This window comes from Rhodococcus erythropolis NBRC 15567, assembly GCF_001552595.1.
GTDB lineage: Bacteria > Actinomycetota > Actinomycetes > Mycobacteriales > Mycobacteriaceae > Rhodococcus_F > Rhodococcus_F erythropolis.
In genome coordinates this window covers 231,207-248,751 of the sequence record NZ_BCRM01000008.1, presented here as the reverse complement: position 1 = coordinate 248,751, position 17,545 = coordinate 231,207, and the positions used below count along the sequence as shown (strand labels likewise).

The 17,545-nt window shown below is 62.9% G+C and carries 16 protein-coding genes; 7 read left to right on the top strand and 9 right to left on the bottom strand.

The window, feature by feature from the left end:
• Positions 1 to 32 precede the first annotated feature (32 nt).
• The 5 genes from RE4_RS14020 to leuS form a co-directional block, all read right to left on the bottom strand.
• On the bottom strand, positions 33 to 989 hold the full coding sequence (locus tag RE4_RS14020) for an alpha/beta fold hydrolase (RefSeq protein ID WP_060938766.1): 957 nt from the start codon (positions 987 to 989) through the stop codon (positions 33 to 35).
• Between the two features lies 1 nt (position 990).
• Positions 991 to 1,365 carry a nuclear transport factor 2 family protein gene (locus RE4_RS14015; protein WP_003942502.1) on the bottom strand — a complete coding sequence of 125 codons (375 nt, stop codon included), beginning with the start codon at positions 1,363 to 1,365 and terminating at the stop codon, positions 991 to 993.
• 65 nt (positions 1,366 to 1,430) lie between these two features.
• The gene (locus RE4_RS14010; RefSeq protein ID WP_060938765.1) at positions 1,431 to 2,111 is read right to left on the bottom strand and encodes a hypothetical protein; all 681 of its coding nucleotides are present in this window, start codon (positions 2,109 to 2,111) and stop codon (positions 1,431 to 1,433) included.
• Positions 2,112 to 2,174: 63 nt separating this feature from the next.
• Positions 2,175 to 3,680: an MFS transporter gene (locus RE4_RS14005; RefSeq protein WP_020909838.1), complete on the bottom strand. Its 1,506-nt coding sequence runs from the start codon at positions 3,678 to 3,680 to the stop codon at positions 2,175 to 2,177.
• Between the two features lie 279 nt (positions 3,681 to 3,959).
• Positions 3,960 to 6,806 (bottom strand): leucine--tRNA ligase, encoded by a 2,847-nt coding sequence (leuS, locus tag RE4_RS14000; protein ID WP_060938764.1) that lies wholly within the window; start codon positions 6,804 to 6,806, stop codon positions 3,960 to 3,962.
• 101 nt (positions 6,807 to 6,907) lie between these two features.
• On the opposite strand from leuS, the gene RE4_RS13995 reads away from it, so the two are divergent.
• Positions 6,908 to 7,402, top strand: coding sequence for an SdpI family protein (locus tag RE4_RS13995; protein ID WP_029537295.1), 495 nt, complete (start codon positions 6,908 to 6,910; stop codon positions 7,400 to 7,402).
• A 5-nt stretch (positions 7,403 to 7,407) separates the two neighbouring features.
• The gene (locus RE4_RS13990) at positions 7,408 to 8,367 is read left to right on the top strand and encodes a DUF1648 domain-containing protein (RefSeq protein WP_238076880.1); all 960 of its coding nucleotides are present in this window, start codon (positions 7,408 to 7,410) and stop codon (positions 8,365 to 8,367) included.
• Here the strand turns inward: RE4_RS13990 and RE4_RS13985 are convergent.
• Positions 8,336 to 9,031: a FadR/GntR family transcriptional regulator gene (locus RE4_RS13985; protein ID WP_060938762.1), complete on the bottom strand. Its 696-nt coding sequence runs from the start codon at positions 9,029 to 9,031 to the stop codon at positions 8,336 to 8,338. The two genes, RE4_RS13990 and RE4_RS13985, sit on opposite strands and share 32 nt — an antisense overlap.
• A gap of 162 nt (positions 9,032 to 9,193) precedes the next feature.
• Between RE4_RS13985 and RE4_RS13980 the strand changes: the two genes are divergently transcribed.
• Both RE4_RS13980 and RE4_RS13975 read left to right on the top strand, forming a co-directional pair.
• A complete protein-coding gene (locus RE4_RS13980) occupies positions 9,194 to 10,363 on the top strand; it encodes an MFS transporter (protein ID WP_029256802.1) in 1,170 nt (389 codons plus the stop codon).
• A 4-nt stretch (positions 10,364 to 10,367) separates the two neighbouring features.
• On the top strand, positions 10,368 to 11,348 hold the full coding sequence (locus RE4_RS13975; protein WP_003942582.1) for a bile acid:sodium symporter family protein: 981 nt from the start codon (positions 10,368 to 10,370) through the stop codon (positions 11,346 to 11,348).
• Positions 11,349 to 11,631: 283 nt separating this feature from the next.
• Here the strand turns inward: RE4_RS13975 and RE4_RS13970 are convergent, their stop codons facing one another.
• Both RE4_RS13970 and RE4_RS13965 read right to left on the bottom strand, forming a co-directional pair.
• Positions 11,632 to 12,237: a YqgE/AlgH family protein gene (locus RE4_RS13970; RefSeq protein WP_020909845.1), complete on the bottom strand. Its 606-nt coding sequence runs from the start codon at positions 12,235 to 12,237 to the stop codon at positions 11,632 to 11,634.
• A 53-nt stretch (positions 12,238 to 12,290) separates the two neighbouring features.
• The gene (locus RE4_RS13965; protein ID WP_060938761.1) at positions 12,291 to 12,986 is read right to left on the bottom strand and encodes a TetR/AcrR family transcriptional regulator; all 696 of its coding nucleotides are present in this window, start codon (positions 12,984 to 12,986) and stop codon (positions 12,291 to 12,293) included.
• 134 nt (positions 12,987 to 13,120) lie between these two features.
• Here RE4_RS13965 and RE4_RS13960 point away from each other — a divergent pair, with 134 nt between their 5' ends.
• Complete coding sequence (locus RE4_RS13960; RefSeq protein ID WP_060938760.1) at positions 13,121 to 14,062, top strand: NAD-dependent epimerase/dehydratase family protein; 942 nt, start codon at positions 13,121 to 13,123, stop codon at positions 14,060 to 14,062.
• A 14-nt stretch (positions 14,063 to 14,076) separates the two neighbouring features.
• Here the strand turns inward: RE4_RS13960 and RE4_RS13955 are convergent, their stop codons facing one another.
• Positions 14,077 to 15,234: an SMI1/KNR4 family protein gene (locus tag RE4_RS13955; protein ID WP_060938759.1), complete on the bottom strand. Its 1,158-nt coding sequence runs from the start codon at positions 15,232 to 15,234 to the stop codon at positions 14,077 to 14,079.
• Positions 15,235 to 15,295: 61 nt separating this feature from the next.
• Between RE4_RS13955 and RE4_RS13950 the strand changes: the two genes are divergently transcribed.
• Both RE4_RS13950 and RE4_RS13945 read left to right on the top strand, forming a co-directional pair.
• Positions 15,296 to 15,919, top strand: a complete 624-nt coding sequence (locus RE4_RS13950; protein WP_060938789.1) for a TetR/AcrR family transcriptional regulator — start codon at positions 15,296 to 15,298, stop codon at positions 15,917 to 15,919.
• Entirely contained in the window at positions 15,903 to 17,540 is a 1,638-nt protein-coding gene (locus tag RE4_RS13945; protein WP_060938758.1) for an acyl-CoA dehydrogenase family protein, read from the top strand. Before RE4_RS13950 ends, RE4_RS13945 begins: the two co-directional genes overlap by 17 nt.
• The last annotated feature ends 5 nt before the right edge of the window (positions 17,541 to 17,545 follow it).

Genomic DNA, 17,545 nt, shown 5'->3' with positions numbered 1-17,545 from the left:
TGCGCAACGCTAGACCTTCGGCCCGATTTCGCCTAGAGCGACCGAAGGAAAGAGATCAAAAGTTCATTGACCTCGGAAGCACGTTCCTGCTGTACGAAGTGCCCCGCGCCGCCGAGAAGGTGCACACCCCGCAGGTCGGGGACGGTGTCCTTCATGCGGTCCAATGCCTTGGGGCCGCTCATCGCGATGACCGGATCCTCGGCGCCCGCGACGAAGAGCGTCGGGACGTTCACGTGCGCGCCGTCCAAATCCGCACTGCGTTCCCAATTGGCGTCGTACGCACGGTACCAGTTCAAGCCGCCTGTGAAACCTGTTGCAGTAAAGGCCTTTACATAAACACCCAGATCGTCCTCGGTGAGCCACGACCACGGCAATGCAGGCGCCTCGGGCAGTACGTCGAGGTAGCCGTTTCCTTCGGACGGGTTCTTCCAGACGTCGAGGTACCGGTAAGCCCCGGAGAGGGAATGGAAGAGCCGCTGAAGAAACTCACGTGGACGGGCGTCGAGTTCGCGCTCCGCGGCACCCGGTTCCTGGAAATAGTGAATGTGCAGAAAATGCTTGCGCGCCATCGCGGCGTAGATGGTCGAGGGTTTTGCGGGGAACCTGTCGGGCGCGTAGGGGACCGCCAACGAGACAAGCCCCGCAACACGATCGGGATGGCGCAGAGCGGTGGTCCACGCGACGGGCGCGCCGAAATCGTGGCCGACGAACACCGCTTTGTCGATTCCGAGAGCGTCGAGTAGGTCGATCAGCCGGTTCGCGACGGCATCGTTGGTGTAGTCCTCGACCGCTTCGGGGCGGGTAGTGCCGCCGTAACCGGGCATGTCGAGTGCGATCGCCCGAAAACCCGCTTCCGTCAACGCTGTCGACTGATGCCGATAGCTGTACCCGAGGCCGGGAAAGCCGTGGCACATAACCACAGCTGTCCCCGAACCGGAATCGTCAATCTGCCAACGGAATCCGTCGACATCGCTCGTCTTGACCGTCATGTCAGGCGGTGATCATGTCTTCCTGGTTCCAGAATGCACGCATCGACAGGATCTTGCCGTCGTCGTCGAAGGTCATGACGTCGATGGGTGCGATGGTCAGAGTCTGCTCGCCGAGCTTGGTGATCAGCGAGAAGTGGAATGCCGCTTCGTTTCCGGCGATGCGGAGGGTCTGAAGGTGAGCTTCCTGGTCGAAATTCTCGATCACGGAGTAGAACTCGAGAATGGACTCGCGGGTGGTGCGAACGTCGGTACCAACCGGGTCTTCAACGGTTGCACCCTCGGCATACAGGGCCACAACCTGGGCGGCAGTGCCCGTGGCAACTGTCTCGATGTAGGCGTCGACGGTCTTGCGGATTACCTCTGCGGACGGTGCCATGGTCTACCCCTCGTAGTTAGAACAGGTTCTAATTCTGAGGATAACCTACGTCTCCCGTCCGCGAGTCAGGTTTCGAGCACCTTGCGCAGGCGAGCCTTCTTCCGGTTCTCCCGGACGATCCAGACGACATCGGCGTCGTCCGACGCCTCCAGGGAGACGAATGCCGGCAGGGCATTCTCCGGATCAGCCGCGACCGCGACGCTCCAGCAGTATCCGAGCGCCTGCCGGAGAGTACGTGTGTCGGCGTCACGACGGGCATCAGCTGGTTGCGAGACGATCCACTCGGTAGCGTCTCGGCACACCTGGACGGCCAGCGCAGCGTTGGTCCTGTCCTTCAGCAACCGTGGCTCGCAGATCCCGGCAGCCGCTGCGCGCAGCGTCAAAGGATGGGCCGAGCGTGCCCACTGCTCGATGATCGCCCGGAACAATTCCGGATCCGTGTCGCCTATCGCTTGAACGGCCATCGCGGCAGCTTCACGTGCACGCCACGTCGCACTGGTGGTTGCCTCCGTCAGACTGTCCAGAACAGCCTCGTCGCGCGAACGAACGAGAATGAATCCGAGCCCGACGATCCCACAACAGCGGATGTATTCGTCTTCGGACTCCACCGCCTGCAGGATGTCCTCGTTATCGGCGCCGCGCGCGAACTCGAGCATGAGCGCGAGGTTCGCGCGCGGGCCGGGCAATCCTGAACGCTCCTGCAGATAACTCCACAGTTCATCGCCGTCCAGATCCGCGAATGTCATGGGCGTCCTTTCCTCAGTACACCCAATCCTGTCAGCCCGGATCTACACGCGCAGCATTTCCGATCAGTGAGCCGGTAGGAGGGACGTCTCCTGCGCCGCGCCGTCTTCTGCGCCGATCTGGACGATGTTTCGCGGCAGGAACACGGCTGCGATCGCACCGAGAACTGCTGCAGCAGCACCGATCAGGAACGCGATACGCATGCCCTCGTCGGTGTAGAACACAGCGCCCTCCATCGCCATCGCGATGTGCGAGTTCAAGACCGTGAAGGCGATGACGGGAAGCACTGCGGGGAAGATGCTCTGGAAGACCGCAACCATGCTCGCCGTGGTTGCCTGCAACTGCGGCGGCACTGCCTCGATGAGCAGGTTCGGAATGGAGGCGTAACCCATACCCATACCGACACCGAAGATTCCGGCAAAGATGATGAGCAGCGGCTTGTTGTCGTGAATGGTGGCCGTCAAGGTGAATCCGACTGCCATGAGTATCATTCCGATGATCATCAGCAGACGGGGTCGAATGTTGCGGCCGACCAGGAAGCCCACGATCAAGCCGCCGACCACCACCATGCCGCCAAGGGGCGCCTGGAAGATCGCGAATCCCTCTGCTGTCACGCCGAATCCGTATCCCAGGCCGAGAACTGCTGGCGTCATCACCATCATCGGCAGCAAAATCGTGAAGACTCCCGACGCGCCGTAGCAGAACCCGGCACCGACGGCGGTGAGCATCACCGAACGCTTGCCGAAGTAGCGCAGGTCGATCAAGGGCTCACGGATGGCTCGGGCAGAGGCAACCCAAGCCGCCAGCAGTGCGACGCCACCGATCAGATAGGCCAGTGTCGAGCCGTTCTTCCAGCCCCAGGTCGGTCCGAAGCTGACGCCGATCAGAATTCCGGCGATGCCCGATCCGAGCAGTACTGCACCGATCAGATCCAGCGAAGAACGCAGTCGCACAGCTGATTCCGACGTCGAAGCGAAGATCATGACGCCGAGCAGAACCAAACCGATGACGAAGAACCAGAAGATGCTCCGAAACCCGTGGTTGTCGATCAACCAACCGGTGAGGAACGGCGCCGGAATAGCGATCAGGCCCATCCCGGAGGTTGCAATACTGACAGCCAGCGCAACGGTTTTCGGCGGAAAGACATCTCGAATGAGGGAGTAGCTCAGGAAGAGGCAGGGAACGAGCAGACCAGTCAGGGACCGGCCCAGAATCAAGACGGCATAGCTCGGCGCAATCGCCGAAATGAAGGAACCGACCGCTGCGCCGGCGACCGCAAAGAGCAGGACTTTTCGTTTGCCGTACATGTCCGCGAGCTTGCCGAGCAGCGGAGACGCGACCGCCCCCAGCAGCAGGAACGACGTGAGCAGCCAAGCGCCCTGCGTTGTTTGATAATGCACCGAGATGGCGGGCAGTGCCGTGGAAATCATCATGTAGCTCACCGCGAGCATTTCGAGAAGAAGAACGATCGACGCCAGCGAGAACACCAGTCGCGGAGTCCACCGCTCCGGTATCGACGTCGATTCGGGCAGACTGGGAGACGAACCGTCGCTGTGGACATGAGACGCCATGGCTGAAGAATCCTTTCGGGACACCTGCGAATTCGATTGACCCCCTGCCGAATACCGTCGGCCGGGGCCTTGTGGGGAAGTGCAGTGGAACGACAGCTACCACTCACGGCAACGTGTTACCTGCATCACAGCCCTCGCGTCGAACGCGCGCTACAGAATGTTCCGCGGAGCGGGACAATCAGGACAACGACTGATTGGCACCCCGGATACAGCCCCAGATACGACTGTGCGCCGTTTCGGTAGCGGTAACTACCAAAACGGCGCACGTGCGCGAAGCGCCTACAGAACTATGTTCACCATCTTGCCCGGCACAACGATCACCTTGCGCGGTGCGTTGCCCTCGAGCAGAGCGACGATCTTCTCGTCGGCAAGGGCGATCTCCTCGACAGCCTTGCGATCGGCATCCGCCGGCACGCTGATGCGGCTACGAACCTTGCCGTTGACCTGGATCGGGTACTCGACGGTGTCCTCGACAAGCCACTTCTCCTCGACAGCGGGGAAGGGGCCGTGTGCAAGAGATTCCGTGTGTCCAAGACGCGACCACAGCTCTTCCGCGAGGTGCGGCGCCAGGGGAGCGAGCATCAACACCAACGGCTCGACGGCAGCACGGGGCGCGCCACCCGGGAACGCCTTGGTGAGGTGGTTGTTGTACTCGATCAGCTTCGCAGCGGCCGTGTTGTCGCGCAGCGCGGTGTAATCCTCGATGACACCGGAAATCGCCTTGTTGAGCGCACGCAGCGTTTCCTCACCGGGCGCTTCGTCGGTGACACGGGGCTTGCCGGTCTCCTCGTCGATGACGACGCGCCACACTCGCTGCAGGAATCGCGCAGCGCCGACGACATCCTTGGTCGCCCACGGACGCGAGGTGTCCAGCGGACCCATCGACATCTCGTACACACGCAAGGTGTCTGCACCGAACTCGGCGCAGATCTCGTCCGGCGCAACGGCATTCTTGAGGCTCTTGCCCATCTTGCCGTACTCGCGGTTGACCTCGGCGCCCTCGTAGAAGAACTTGCCGTCACGCTCGACGACCTCTTCTGCCGGCACGTAGACGCCGCGGGCATCGGTGTACGCGAATGCCTGGATGTAGCCCTGGTTGTAGAGGCGACGGTACGGCTCGCTCGAGGACACGTAGCCCAGGTCGAACAGAACCTTGTGCCAGAAGCGCGAGTACAGCAGGTGCAGCACCGCATGCTCGACGCCGCCGACGTACAGGTCGACTCCACCGGGATCGTTGGGGCCGTGCAGTTCCGGACGCGGACCCGTCCAGTACGCCTCGTTCTGCGGGTCGCAGAAGGCGTCCTGGTTGGTGGGATCGATGTAGCGCAGCTGGTACCACGAGCTACCTGCCCACTGCGGCATGACGTTGGTGTCGCGGTGGTAGGTCTGCAGACCGTCGCCGAGATCGAGCTCGACGTTGACCCAGTCGGTCGCCTTGTTCAGCGGGGGAGAGGGCTCGGAGTTGGCGTCGTCCGGATCGAAGGACACCGGTGCGTAGTCCTCGACCTCCGGAAGCACAACGGGCAGAGCCGAATCCGGCAGGGCGTGTGCGTTGCCGTCCGCGTCGTAGACGATCGGGAAAGGCTCGCCCCAGTAACGCTGACGCGCGAAGAGCCAGTCGCGCAGCTTGTACTGGATAGTGCCCTTGCCCTGGCCGCTCTCCTCGAGGCGGCTGATGACGGTCGCCTTGGCCTCGGCCACGTCCAAACCGTCGAGGTAGTCGGAGTTCACCAGCGGGCCGTCACCGGAGTACGCAGCCTCCGAAACATCGCCACCGGCAATAACTTCGAGAATTTCCAGTCCGAACGCGTTCGCGAACTCCCAGTCACGGTGATCGTGTCCCGGAACTGCCATGATCGCGCCGGTGCCGTAGCCCGTCAGCACGTAGTCGGCGATGAAGATCGGGACCTTGTGGCCGTTGACCGGATTGACGGCGTAGGAACCGAGGAAGACGCCCGTCTTCTCCTTGTTTTCCTGACGCTCCAAGTCGGTCTTGGCGGCAATCGACTTACGGTATGCAGCAACAGCTTCCGCCGGCGTCGTGGCACCGCCAGTCCAGCGTGCGTCGACACCTTCGGGCCACTCGTCCGCGACGAGCTTGTCCACCAAGTCGTGCTCAGGAGCCAGCGTCACATAGGTGGCGCCGAACAGCGTGTCGGGGCGCGTCGTGAACACATCGACGCCGTACTGGCCTGCGGCAAAGGTAACTTCGGCGCCATAGGAGCGTCCGATCCAGTTGCGCTGCATGGCCTTGACCTTGTCCGGCCAATCCAGGTACTCGAGATCGTCGACCAGGCGATCGGAGTACGCGGTGATGCGCATCATCCACTGCTGGAGGTGCTTACGGAACACGGGGAAGTTTCCGCGGTCACTACGACCGTCGGCGGTGACTTCCTCGTTGGCCAGCACGGTACCCAAACCGGGGCACCAGTTGACCATCGAATCCGACTGGTAGACAAGGCGGTACGAGTCGACGACCTTTGCCTTCTCGGCGACTGTCAGCGACGCCCACTCGCGTCCGTCTTCCAGAGCGCGCTCACCGGAATCGAACTCGGCTTCCAGCTCGGAGATACGACGGGCCTTGCCGGCCGCCTTGTCGTACCACGCGCCGTGGATCTGCAGGAAGATCCACTGCGTCCAGTGGTAGAAGTCGACGTCCGTCGTCGCGAGGCTACGACGCTCGTCGTGCCCCAGACCCAGGCGTCGCAGCTGGCGCTTCATGTTGGCGATGTTGGACTCGGTGGTCGTCCGCGGGTGGGTACCCGTCTGCACGGCGTACTGCTCGGCCGGGAGACCGAACGCGTCGTAGCCGAGGGTGTGCAGGACATTGCGCCCCTGCATGCGATGGAAGCGTGCGAAGACGTCCGTAGCGATGTATCCGAGCGGGTGACCGACGTGCAGGCCCGAACCCGAGGGGTACGGGAACATGTCCTGAACGAAGAGCTTGTCGGCGGGAACACCGTCGGGCGAGGAGAGCGGACCGACCGGATTGGGCGCGTTGAACGTGCCGTCCTCACTCCAGCGGTCCTGCCAGTGCTGCTCGATCTGGCCGGCGAGCTCCGCGGTGTAGCGGTGCTGCGGAGTTGCGTCGGCTGGTGAATCGGGGGACTGCGGAGACTCGGTCACTGTGGTCGCTATCTACTTGGCTGACGGAAATACCGATAACCAGGGTAGAGCCTGTGCGACCCGGGCATACCATCAACTCCACTCGCGCCTATCCTGTATGGGTGATCGTTGTCGCTGTGGTGCTATTCGTGCTCGCTGTCGCCGTCGGTGGAGTTGGTGTCGCCGGGCTGATCGGCAAACTCCCGCGCAACCGCTGGGCCGGTGTCCGCACCGAGGATTCCCTGCGGAGCGAGGAGTCGTTCGCCCTCGCCAACAAGGTGGCCGGTCCGACCATGCTCGCGGCCGCTGGAATGTTGGTCATCGGCGGAGTCGCAGCACTGACCATCGGCGGAGTCTTCGGCATTGCCGTCGCGATCATCGCCGTCGTCGTCGCCGTCCTCACTGCCGGTTTCGGTGGAGGCATCGGCACCCGCGCGGCCGCCGCGCTCCCACAGCAGAGCGGATGCGGTAACGACTGCAACTGCGGCGGCCACTCCGAGCCTGCCGCAGACGAGCCGGTGGCAGAGACCCCCGAGGCCAAGGCGAACGCTGCCGCTTGCGGCACCGCTTCCTGCGGTGCCTGCGCGCTCAAGGATGCTTGCCAGCCGGCTCATTGATTCACGTGAAACATCGCGTGGTCGACCCGGCCGGGGTCGTATTCGGACTAGTGGTTCCGCTGTTGTGTGCGGTCTTCGGCTTCGTCCTGACAAAAATTTGGGAGCCTCGCCTCCCGGAACAGATCGCGACTCACTGGACCACCACCTCGCCGGATGGTTTCTCCACCCCGTCTTCCAACGCGTGGACCATTGCACTTTTGACACTGCTCTTCGGTGGCGGTCTCAGCGCGATTGCTGCTCTTGCTCCCGCGATGTTGATGATGCGTCGCTTCATGTTGGTTGTCGGGCTGAGCGTGGTCGGGCTCATCACGACAGTGAACTTCGCTTTGCTCTACACCCAACTCGATGTCGCCGATCCGTCCACGACGTCACTCCCGTTGTGGTCTATCGGTGTCGGCTTTGCAGTCGGCGGGGTGCTGGGGTGGATCGGCGCCTCGTTCCTGCGTGACTACCGCGTCCGCACTCTTGCCACGATCGAACCCTCGGCCGGGTTGCCACGAAGCAGCTGCCCTCTCCCCATCTCCGACGACGTCGGATTCAGCACCAAAGGCTCGGTGATACTCACTGCGATCACTCTGGCGCCCGGAGTCATCATGGCGTTGGCGACCCGGTCACTCTGGCCGCTGTTCATCTTCGGGGCACTCGGACTGCTCGTCGTCAGCCTGGTTCGCTTCCGGGTGATCGTCGACGAACGGGAAATTCGGGTCATCAACATGGGGATGGCTGCGATGACCTACGGCATCGACGAAGTTGTCGGAGCCGACGTCGCGGAGATCAAACCGTTCGCGGATTTCGGCGGCTGGGGACTCAAGACCAAGGGTCGTCGAAACTACGGCGTCGTCACCCGCACCGGGCCAGCGGTGGTCATCACGTTCGCCGGTGGCGACCGCCTCACGATCACGACACCGAAGGCCGAAGACATCGCCGGGTCCCTCAACCGATTGGCAGACGCCCGGACTCGGTAACCGCCGAACCTGAACCGATCGCTTCCTGAGTCTTCTCGAGATACCCGCATGCCGCCGCCCTGGCTTTGGTGACATCGCGCTCGGCGATGGCTTCGGCAACTCCCTGATGATGCGAAGACGTCAGCGACGGCGGATGAACGCCTTCGGTCACCTCGTAGGTGGCGCGGACCGTTTCGAGGATTCCGGCAAACAGATCGGTCAGAACCGGATTGTGAGCGGCATCGACGACGGCAATGTGAAACGCCAGATCGACGTCGACGAAGTTCTCAGCCGGGACGTCACGCTTGGCGGCCAGCTCACGAAGTATCCGAACGTCGTCGTCGCTACGACGCTCACACGCCAACCGGACCGCTTCCATCTCGAGCGCACGACGCACTTCGAAGACGTATTTCATCTCGTCCACGGACGCGTGTTTGCCGAGCAGTCCGCCGATGTCGGTCCGAGCGCGCACGAAGGTCCCTGATCCGCGACGGATCTCCAGGACTCCCGTCGAGGTCAATGTCTTGATCGCTTCGCGCACGGTGTTCCGGCCCACGCCGAGAACACTCATCAGTTCCGGCTCGGTGGGAACACGGTTCCCGACGGTCCAGGCGCCGTCGGAGATCTGCGCGCGCATCCAATCGAGGGATTGCTCGTACGCGGACTCCTTGCGAACAACGGTCATCTACTCATCCTCACAGCATTCGCGACGATCATTCCACTCACCTACGATACGTAGGACGACCCATGTATTTTCGAACTCTGTCATCAGGAGGGGCTTCCCACGTCCGCCACAGCTGTCGCCACCGAAGAACGCACACGCCGCACCAATCGACACTTCTACGGCGTGGGCTACGTCCTCACCGTGATCCTTCTGGGCGCGAACATGCCCACCTCCGTCTACGGGCTGTACCGGACCGAGTTCGGATTCACGCCAACCATCCAGACGCTCATCTACGGCGTCTACGTCGCCGGCCTCGTTCCGGCGTTGCTGTTCTTCGGACCGCTGTCCGACGCCCTCGGCCGACGCACCGTGCTTCTGACTGCACTCGCGCTGAGCGTCGTCGGCACGCTCGTTCTGGCATTCGCCGACGCGACGGTGTGGTTGTTCGTCGGACGCGTTGCTCAGGGAATCGCGGTGGGCGCGGCCAGTGCGGCGGGCAGCGCCGCGTTGGTGGAGCAGGAACCGAAGTTCGATCATCGACGGGCAGCGCTCGTATCGACGGTGACGGGCGCGTTGGGCGGTGCACTCGGACCACTCGTGTCCGGTGCGATCGCCCAGTACCTTCCGCAACCGCTGCGGTTGCCGTATCTGATCTTCCTCGTCGCGTTCATCCCGGCACTGATCGTGTTGCTACTACTGCCGCGGATCGGGGACATCACACGCCCGAAGCGGTTCTTCCAGATGCCACATGTTCCCGCCACCATTCGAGAGACGTTCTGGCTCAGCTCGCTCGCCGTCGCGCTGTCGTGGGGCGCAGTCGGACTCTTCCAGTCGGTGGTCCCGTCGTGGATGACCAGCCTGCTGAACATCGACAACCTCCTACTCGGCGGCGGAGCAGCTGCACTGGTCATGATCTGCTCGGTGATCGCGCAGCTCGGCGGGAGTCGTATGGACCCGCGGACGTCCGTCACCGCCGGCCTGGGAATCCTCGCTCTAGGAATGATCGGCCTACTCGTGGTCGACCTCGTCCCCAGCCTTGCGCTGCTGGGCGTCATCACCGTGGTGGTCGGCGCCGGGCACGGTCTGGCGTTTGCCGGCGGCATGAAACGCGTCAACGCCGCCGCCCGAATCCACGCCCGCGAGAGCCACGGCGGAGTCCTGGCGGCATTCTTCACCGTCAGCTACGCGGGACTGGCGATCCCGTCGATCATCGCGGGTATCGCCATCACCATCCAGGGAATGCAGACGGCCATCATCGAACTGTCGATCGTCGGGACGCTGCTGTGCCTGGCCGTGATGGGCTTCAACCTTCGTGGGGCTCGAGAGCCCGTCGACGCACGCCGTTATCCTTAGCCAGGTGAAGTTTCTCAGTAGGTTCTACATCGACGGGTTCATCCTCGGCATCATCATCGCCGGCGTGCTCGGAAGTGTGTTCCCGGTATCGGGTACCGCGGAGAGCATTCTGAACTGGGCCACCAAGATCGCCATCGGCTTCCTGTTCCTGCTCTACGGTGCACGGCTCTCGCCGCAGGAAGCCTGGAAGGGCGTCAAGCACTGGCGACTGCACACTGTCGTCCTTGCCGCGACGTTTGTGCTCTTCCCGCTCATCGGCCTTGCGCTGCGATTCCTGTCGCCGACCCTGATCAGCGACGAGCTCTACACCGGCATCCTCTACATGTGCCTCGTTCCGTCGACGGTTCAGTCGTCGATCGCGTTCACTTCGATCGCAAAGGGAAACGTCGCCGGCGCGATTGTCAGTGCGTCGTTCTCCAACCTGATCGGCGTCTTCGTCACCCCGTTGCTGGTGGTTCTGCTGATGAATACAACGGGCCAGGCGACGGTCGACTTCTCGTCGATCCTCGACATCGTCGTGCAGCTGCTGATCCCGTTCATCGTGGGCCAGCTGATCCGCCCGCTGGTGATCGGATGGCTGCAGAAGTATGCCGAGCCCACCAAGTACGTCGATCGCGGATCGATCCTCCTCGTTGTCTTCGCCGCCTTCAGCGAGAGCATGAAAGAGGGGATCTGGAGCACCATCACGATCTGGCAGATCGTGATCCTCACAATCGTGTGCTGCCTGATCCTCGCGCTGGTTCTCGGCGTGACCACTCTCGCGGGGCGCAAGCTCGGGTTCGACCTTCCCGATCAGATCGTCATCATCTTCTGCGGGTCGAAGAAGTCCTTGGCGACAGGCCTACCGATGGCGGCTGTACTGTTCGCGGGCCAGCCCGTCGGCCTGATCGTGTTGCCGCTGATGATCTTCCATCAGATCCAACTGATCGTCTGTGCTGCGATGGCGCAACGCTTCGCGAATCGGGATCCGGTGAGCGTCAGCTAGCGAGCAACTCGCCTCGGGTCGCCTCGACGCAGCCACAACCGCCCTGCAGTTCAGCACAATCGATGGACAACGCATGGCGACTCGATGCCAGGTCGACGCAGTTCACCCCGGTGCATTCGAGCGATCCGTCGGCATGTCGCAGCAAAGAATCGTGGCAGTGATCGACATCCGAAACACAATCCGCGCACTGGATCTGACGCTCAGCGATCATTACTGCCACCTCTCTCGAAAACGATGACACAGGAATATCATCGACCTCCGACAGATCAGTTCGTTCGACCTCTCAGTTCCGTTCAACCTCGATGGGATGGCTGGCCAGCATTGCCACGGGGAGCGGTTGGCGTCGTAGCACCCGTGCCCAGACATCGACTCGGGGCGGCGTCAGCACATCGGACGGCAGTGAGCTGATCACCATCCAGTCTTCACGCTCGAGTTCCGAATCCAGCTGCCCCAGAGTCCAACCCGAGTAACCGGCAAAAATGCGGATCCCTTCGACCAGAGGAGCGATGACCTCCGGGTCCGAGTCCAGATCCACCATGACAACTTTGCCGTCCACCCGCCGCAGGCCGGCGACGCCGTCGATTCGTGCACCGTTGCGAGCGATACCCAGGCAGAGCGCCGAGTCACGCTTGACGGGTCCACCGATGTACAGGGCCGAAGGATGCGCGGTCAGCGGCGACCACTGCGGCAACACGTTCTGCACGGCCGTCTCACTCGGCCGATTGACGATGACGCCCAGGCTCCCGGCGTCGTTGTGCTCGATCATGTAGATGACGGTGCGGCGAAATGCAGGTTCCGTGAGGTCGGTCGACGACACCAACAAACTGCCCGGACGAACCTCCGGTTCTATCCAGGCCATTCGATCCTCGGGTTCTTCTGCGTGCGCCACAAAGACATCATCTCACCGACAACTGCGTGCGGGGGAACGAGACACAGGCGTGTTCAGGTCAGACCCGCCACATCGGCAAGTAGTGCCAGATGCCGCTCGAAAATCTCACTCGCATCGGTGAAGGTATCGCTTCCGTACTGCCCGAACACCTCGAAGTTCACCGAACCGAACAGCGATACCCAGACGAGAGTTGCGCGCACCGCAGCATCCGGCGGCAGGTCGGTGCCCAGTTCTTTCCGCACCCCCTCGAGGTCCGTTGCCAGCGTGTCACTCAGGTCCGGGCCCTCTCGCACCGTGAGTGCACCTGCGCGATGGGCGGCGTCGATGATCCTGATCAGCCGGGTCACGACGAGGGTGCCAGGGCCGGTGGTCTGCTCGCCCGGAGCGTCGTAACCGGGGACGGGGCTGCCGAACAGCAGACCGTATCGAGCCGGCTCCCGGATCGCCCAACTCCGGACGGCACGTCCGAGAGCAATGAACTGTCCGCGAAAATCTTCTGCTGCAACGGCATTCACGGCGGAGTCCACTTCCGCGCCCAGTTCCGTGTACCCGTCCACCACCAGCAAGGTCAGCAGTTCGTCACGACTGGCGACGTAGCGGTACACCGCTGAGGACACGACTCCCAGATCACGCGCGACGGCCCTCAAGGACAACGCGGCGGCGCCGACGGCAGCAAGATGCTCGCGCCCGATCCGGGTGATGTCCTGCAGCGTCTGTTCGCGCGCCCGCTCTCGGGGAGTCCCAACCATGAGTCCATCTTGCCCCATGACCGAGAGCACTATCAACAAAAGAGAGCACCGCTCTTGACAGCACTGAGGCGCGGGTGCATTCTTGAAAACGAGAGCAGTGCTCTCAGTTCACCCGAAACGAGAAGGAGCACACCATGTCGAACCTCGAAATCGTCACCGGAGCAGGACCCGTCGGATCCGCCGTCGCGCTACAGCTCGCCGAGCAGGGAATCAACGTCCGGCTCCTGACCAGGTCCGGCAGCGGGCCCGAGCACCCGCTGATCGACCGCCGACGCGTCGACGTCTCGGATTCCGAGGCCCTGCGCTCGGTCAGCGCGGGCGCCACGGCCATCTACCACTGCATCCACGCCGCCTACAACGCAGCCGATTGGGAGCGGGAACTCCCGGCGGCCGAGAAGGTTGTGCTCGACGCAGCCGCATCCATCGGAGCCGTCGTGGTCTTCCCCGAAAGCCTCTACGCCTACAACTCCGACACCCTGATGACCGAATCCGATCGACGCAACGCCACCGGCGGCAAGCGCGGAGTGCGCACCGCGCTGCTGCGTGCCCGCGAGGCCTCCGCAACACCCACCGTCAGCGTCGTGGCCTCGGACTTCTTCGGTCCCCGCGTCCGCACCGCCCACGCCGGCGAGCGCATGGTTCCGAAGGTCATGGCAGGTAAGAAGATTCGTGTCATCGGTTCCGCAGACCAGCCGCACTCCTTCACCTACATCCCCGATCTCGCGGCGGCGATGATCGCAGCAGCACACAACCCCGAACTCTGGAACTCCGTCATCCACGCACCCACCGGCCCCGCGCTCACTCAGCGCAAGATCGCCGAGGCCTTCGCTCGAGCCGCCGGGGCGTCCCCCGCCAAGGTGGGTGTCCTGCCCGCCTGGGTGCTCGACGCCGTCGGCAAGATCAACACCGACAGCCGCGAACTCGCGGAGATGAACTACCAGTTCACCAAGCCGTTTGTCATGGACTCGAGCGCCAGCGAAGTGCTGCTCGGACTCTCGCCGACGCCGCTCGATCAGGCCGCCGAAGAGACCGTAGCGTGGTGGCGCGCGGAACAGGCTCGCACCGCTGCTGCCTGAAGTGGCCGCACACGCTACGCGGGTGCGTACCGCCAGGAAAGTCCGCCATCACCGAGTCCCGCTACCCAGCCACCACCGAAAGGCCGACCCGTTTCCAGGGAATCTACGAGATCGGCGAGCAACGCGCTGATCGAAGTCCACTGAGGTTCGGCGGCGTCCGCGTTCTCACGGGCATACTCGGTCACACAGCCTGTCAGCTCCCCTTGCCTTGTGTCGCAGAATAATTCGTATCCGTCGCGGCAGGCGAAGGTTATGTAGTCCGGAAGAAACTTTCCGATCGAGGTTCCTGCCGGCTGAGTACGGTCCGACAATGAGGGAACACTCTCCGGGACATCTGGCAGCTCGTACACCGCCGGGGCTCTGCGGTGATTGGCCAACAGCTCGTCCAGATTGAGCATGTCGTGTTGGGGAAGGAACTGCATCCAGGCGCCGGGGGCGAAGCCGTTCTGGACCGAGTAGAGGTCTTTCAATTCGGTTGGCCACGCGATTCCGCTCAGTGCCTCGACCCGGTCGATTTCCGATTGCGCGGCGCCGGGCGCGAACGCATCCAGTGCTTGCGGAAATCCGTTCTCGGAAAACCAGGCGGCGATCCGTTCCCATTGCCGGCGCACTGATGTTGGTTCGGTCACGCTGTGAGCGTGGATACCCTCAGTCGCTTTCTGTTGCACGCCTCCTGGTCGTGGGGGGATCGTGAGGTGCCTGTCATCGCTGTAGACGTCCCGTACTTCGACCTTGTCGCCTGACTTGAAGAGATGAATCGGCTCGAATTCCGCGACGGGCCAGATCTGGATGAAAGCTTCAGGGTCGGCTTGATCAAAGTCCCGGCCGCGCACCGAGGCTCGGATGCGGTAGAGGCCAATCGGTAGGCGCTCGAGGAATCCGAACTCGTGGACCCGTTCGCCTGTCAATCGAAGTGGTGGCAGACCAGCAACAACGCTCTCGAGCGTGCCTTCTTCGATCGTCTCCCAATCATCGAGAGCGGGAATTCCCGGGTCCACATCCAGCGTGTCGACGGTGATCCGGACCGGGCCTTCGGTCGAACTCAACGCCAAGCGAGCGACAACGGGACTCAAACCGATGACCTTGCCGTAAGTGTGGACATACGGCTCACGAGGTCGCGGACCGAGAACCAGAACCGGAACTTCGAAATCGACTTTCGCCGTGGTAGCCATGTCGTCATTCTCCAGCAGTCAACTCTTGACCCAAGAACGGAACGGGTGTTCACTTCTTCACATGGCCTATCGCCGCACTCCGGCAGTACAAGAAAGACTGGACGCCCAACGCGCCCGACTGCTCGACGCGGCCACGACGGCAGTGGCAACCCACGGTTATGCGGGGTGTTCCATCGCCGCGGTGGCCAAGAACGCCGGCGTCGCCACCGGGACGCTGTATCGACATTTCGACGGCAAGGGTGAATTGTTCGCCGAGGTGTTCCAATCAGTCTGCAGCCGTGAGGTATCCGCGGCCCGGGACGCCGGAGACAATGCCCGAAGTCTGGAAGGCAACCACCGCTCCGCGGTATCGGCGTCGGTTCGCACCTTCGCCGAACGTGCCATGTGTGCACCGGTTCTCGCCTATGCACTGCTGGTGGAGCCGGTGGATCCACTCGTCGACGAACAGCGACTCATGTTTCGCGAATCGTTCCGCGATTGCCTGGCCACCGCAATTCGCTCGGCAGTCGACACCGGTGAGATACCTTCGCAGGACGCCACTCTGACGGCAGCGTGCATCGTCGGGGCAATCGGCGAGGCCCTGATCCTTCCGTTGCGCGGCGGCACCATGGATCCCGCTGCGATCGATGCCATCCTCGCCTTCACCCTTCGATCGTTAGGGAGTTTCGATGACACCCACGCATGAAGTCACCAATCAGGTACCGCCCCTGATCGATTACGACGCAGCCGAATACGCGCCGATCCTCGAGGCACTACACCGCGAGGGAGCTTCGGACGCAGCCGAAGAGGTTCATCGCGTCGGGGTCCGCGCCGGCAGCGCGCAAGCTCAGGAGTGGGGCGACCTGGCCGAGGAGCACCCACCTGTCCTGAGAACCCACGACCGCTACGGCAACCGCATCGACGAGGTCCGCTACGACCCTGCCTATCACCAACTCATGAGCACCGCAGTGGAATTGGGACTGCACGGCGCTCCGTGGGTTGACCCGAATCCACACGCACACCTCGTCCGCGCCGCGAAGATGGCCGTGTGGGGTCAAACCGACGCCGGCCACGGCTGCCCCATCTCCATGACGTACGCCGTGATCCCAGCGCTGCGGCACAACGCGGATCTTGCCGCTCAGTACGAACCCCTCCTGACCACCCGCCACTACGATTCGGCGCTGAAAGCTCCCCTCACCAAACCCGGATTGATCGCCGGAATGTCGATGACGGAAAAACAGGGCGGTTCGGACGTGCGTGCCGGAACCACAAGGGCAGTGCCACAATCCGACGGTAGCTATCTCCTGACAGGCCACAAGTGGTTCACCTCCGCACCGATGTCGGACGTGTTCCTCGTCCTCGCCCAGGCGCCGGGCGGTCTGTCGTGCTTCTTCCTTCCTCGGGTCCTGCCGGACGGCTCGCTCAACAACATGTACCTGCAGCGTCTGAAGGACAAGTTGGGAAATCATTCCAACGCGAGCAGCGAGGTCGAGTACCGCGACGCTCTCGCGTGGATGGTGGGCGAGGAAGGCCGGGGCGTGCGCACCATCATCGAGATGGTCAACATGACCAGGTTGGACTGCACGATCGGAACGGCCACTGGCATGCGCGTCGGCACGCTGCAGGCAGTTCACCATGCGAATCATCGAAGTGCGTTCGGCGCCAACCTGATCGACCAACCTTTGATGCGCAATGTTCTCGCAGATCTGGCTGTGGAATCGGAAGCGTCGACTACCGTCGCGATGTGGCTGGCCGCGCTGACCGACCGCGCAACGTCGGGCGATGCCCACGCGAGCGCACTACGACGCATTTCATTGGCCGTGAGCAAGTACTTCGTCTGCAAGCGCGGACCGATCCACGCTGCCGAGGCACTCGAGTGTCTGGGCGGAAACGGATACGTGGAGGAATCCCGGATGCCGCGCCTCTATCGCGAGGCTCCGCTGCTCTCGGTGTGGGAAGGGTCGGGCAACGTCGCGGCTCTCGACACTCTGCGGGCGATGGCGAAGCAACCCGAAACGCTGCAGGTGTTCTTCGACGAACTGAAACAAGCGAGTGGCGTGGACGCCCGCTTCGATCAGGAAGTGCGGGATCTCGAGGCGGCATTCGGCGATTTCGACGACATCGAATACCGGGCGCGAAAGATCGTCGGTGACATGGCACTCGCACTGCAAGCCTCGCTGCTGCTCCGCTACGGGCACCCCGCGGTGGCGGACGCATTCTGCGCGAGTCGGCTCGGAGATAGCTGGGGGAGCGTGTTCGGGACCCTGCCGAGGGGGATCGACATCGCGCCGATCCTCGAGCGGGCCACCGTCAAGATCGGCGCCTGACCCAC

Excerpts from the sequence above, each read along its gene's own strand:
- RE4_RS13950 (WP_060938789.1), top strand. The coding sequence starts at position 15,296 with ATGGCCTATCGCCGCACTCCGGCAGTACAAGAAAGACTGGACGCCCAA.
- RE4_RS14005 (WP_020909838.1), bottom strand. The coding sequence starts at position 3,680 with ATGGCGTCTCATGTCCACAGCGACGGTTCGTCTCCCAGTCTGCCCGAA.
- RE4_RS13945 (WP_060938758.1), top strand. The coding sequence starts at position 15,903 with ATGACACCCACGCATGAAGTCACCAATCAGGTACCGCCCCTGATCGAT.
- RE4_RS13965 (WP_060938761.1), bottom strand. The coding sequence starts at position 12,986 with ATGGTTGGGACTCCCCGAGAGCGGGCGCGCGAACAGACGCTGCAGGAC.
- RE4_RS14020 (WP_060938766.1), bottom strand. The coding sequence starts at position 989 with ATGACGGTCAAGACGAGCGATGTCGACGGATTCCGTTGGCAGATTGAC.
- RE4_RS13960 (WP_060938760.1), top strand. The coding sequence starts at position 13,121 with ATGTCGAACCTCGAAATCGTCACCGGAGCAGGACCCGTCGGATCCGCC.
- RE4_RS14010 (WP_060938765.1), bottom strand. The coding sequence starts at position 2,111 with ATGACATTCGCGGATCTGGACGGCGATGAACTGTGGAGTTATCTGCAG.
- RE4_RS13985 (WP_060938762.1), bottom strand. The coding sequence starts at position 9,031 with ATGACCGTTGTTCGCAAGGAGTCCGCGTACGAGCAATCCCTCGATTGG.
- RE4_RS14015 (WP_003942502.1), bottom strand. The coding sequence starts at position 1,365 with ATGGCACCGTCCGCAGAGGTAATCCGCAAGACCGTCGACGCCTACATC.
- RE4_RS13955 (WP_060938759.1), bottom strand. The coding sequence starts at position 15,234 with ATGGCTACCACGGCGAAAGTCGATTTCGAAGTTCCGGTTCTGGTTCTC.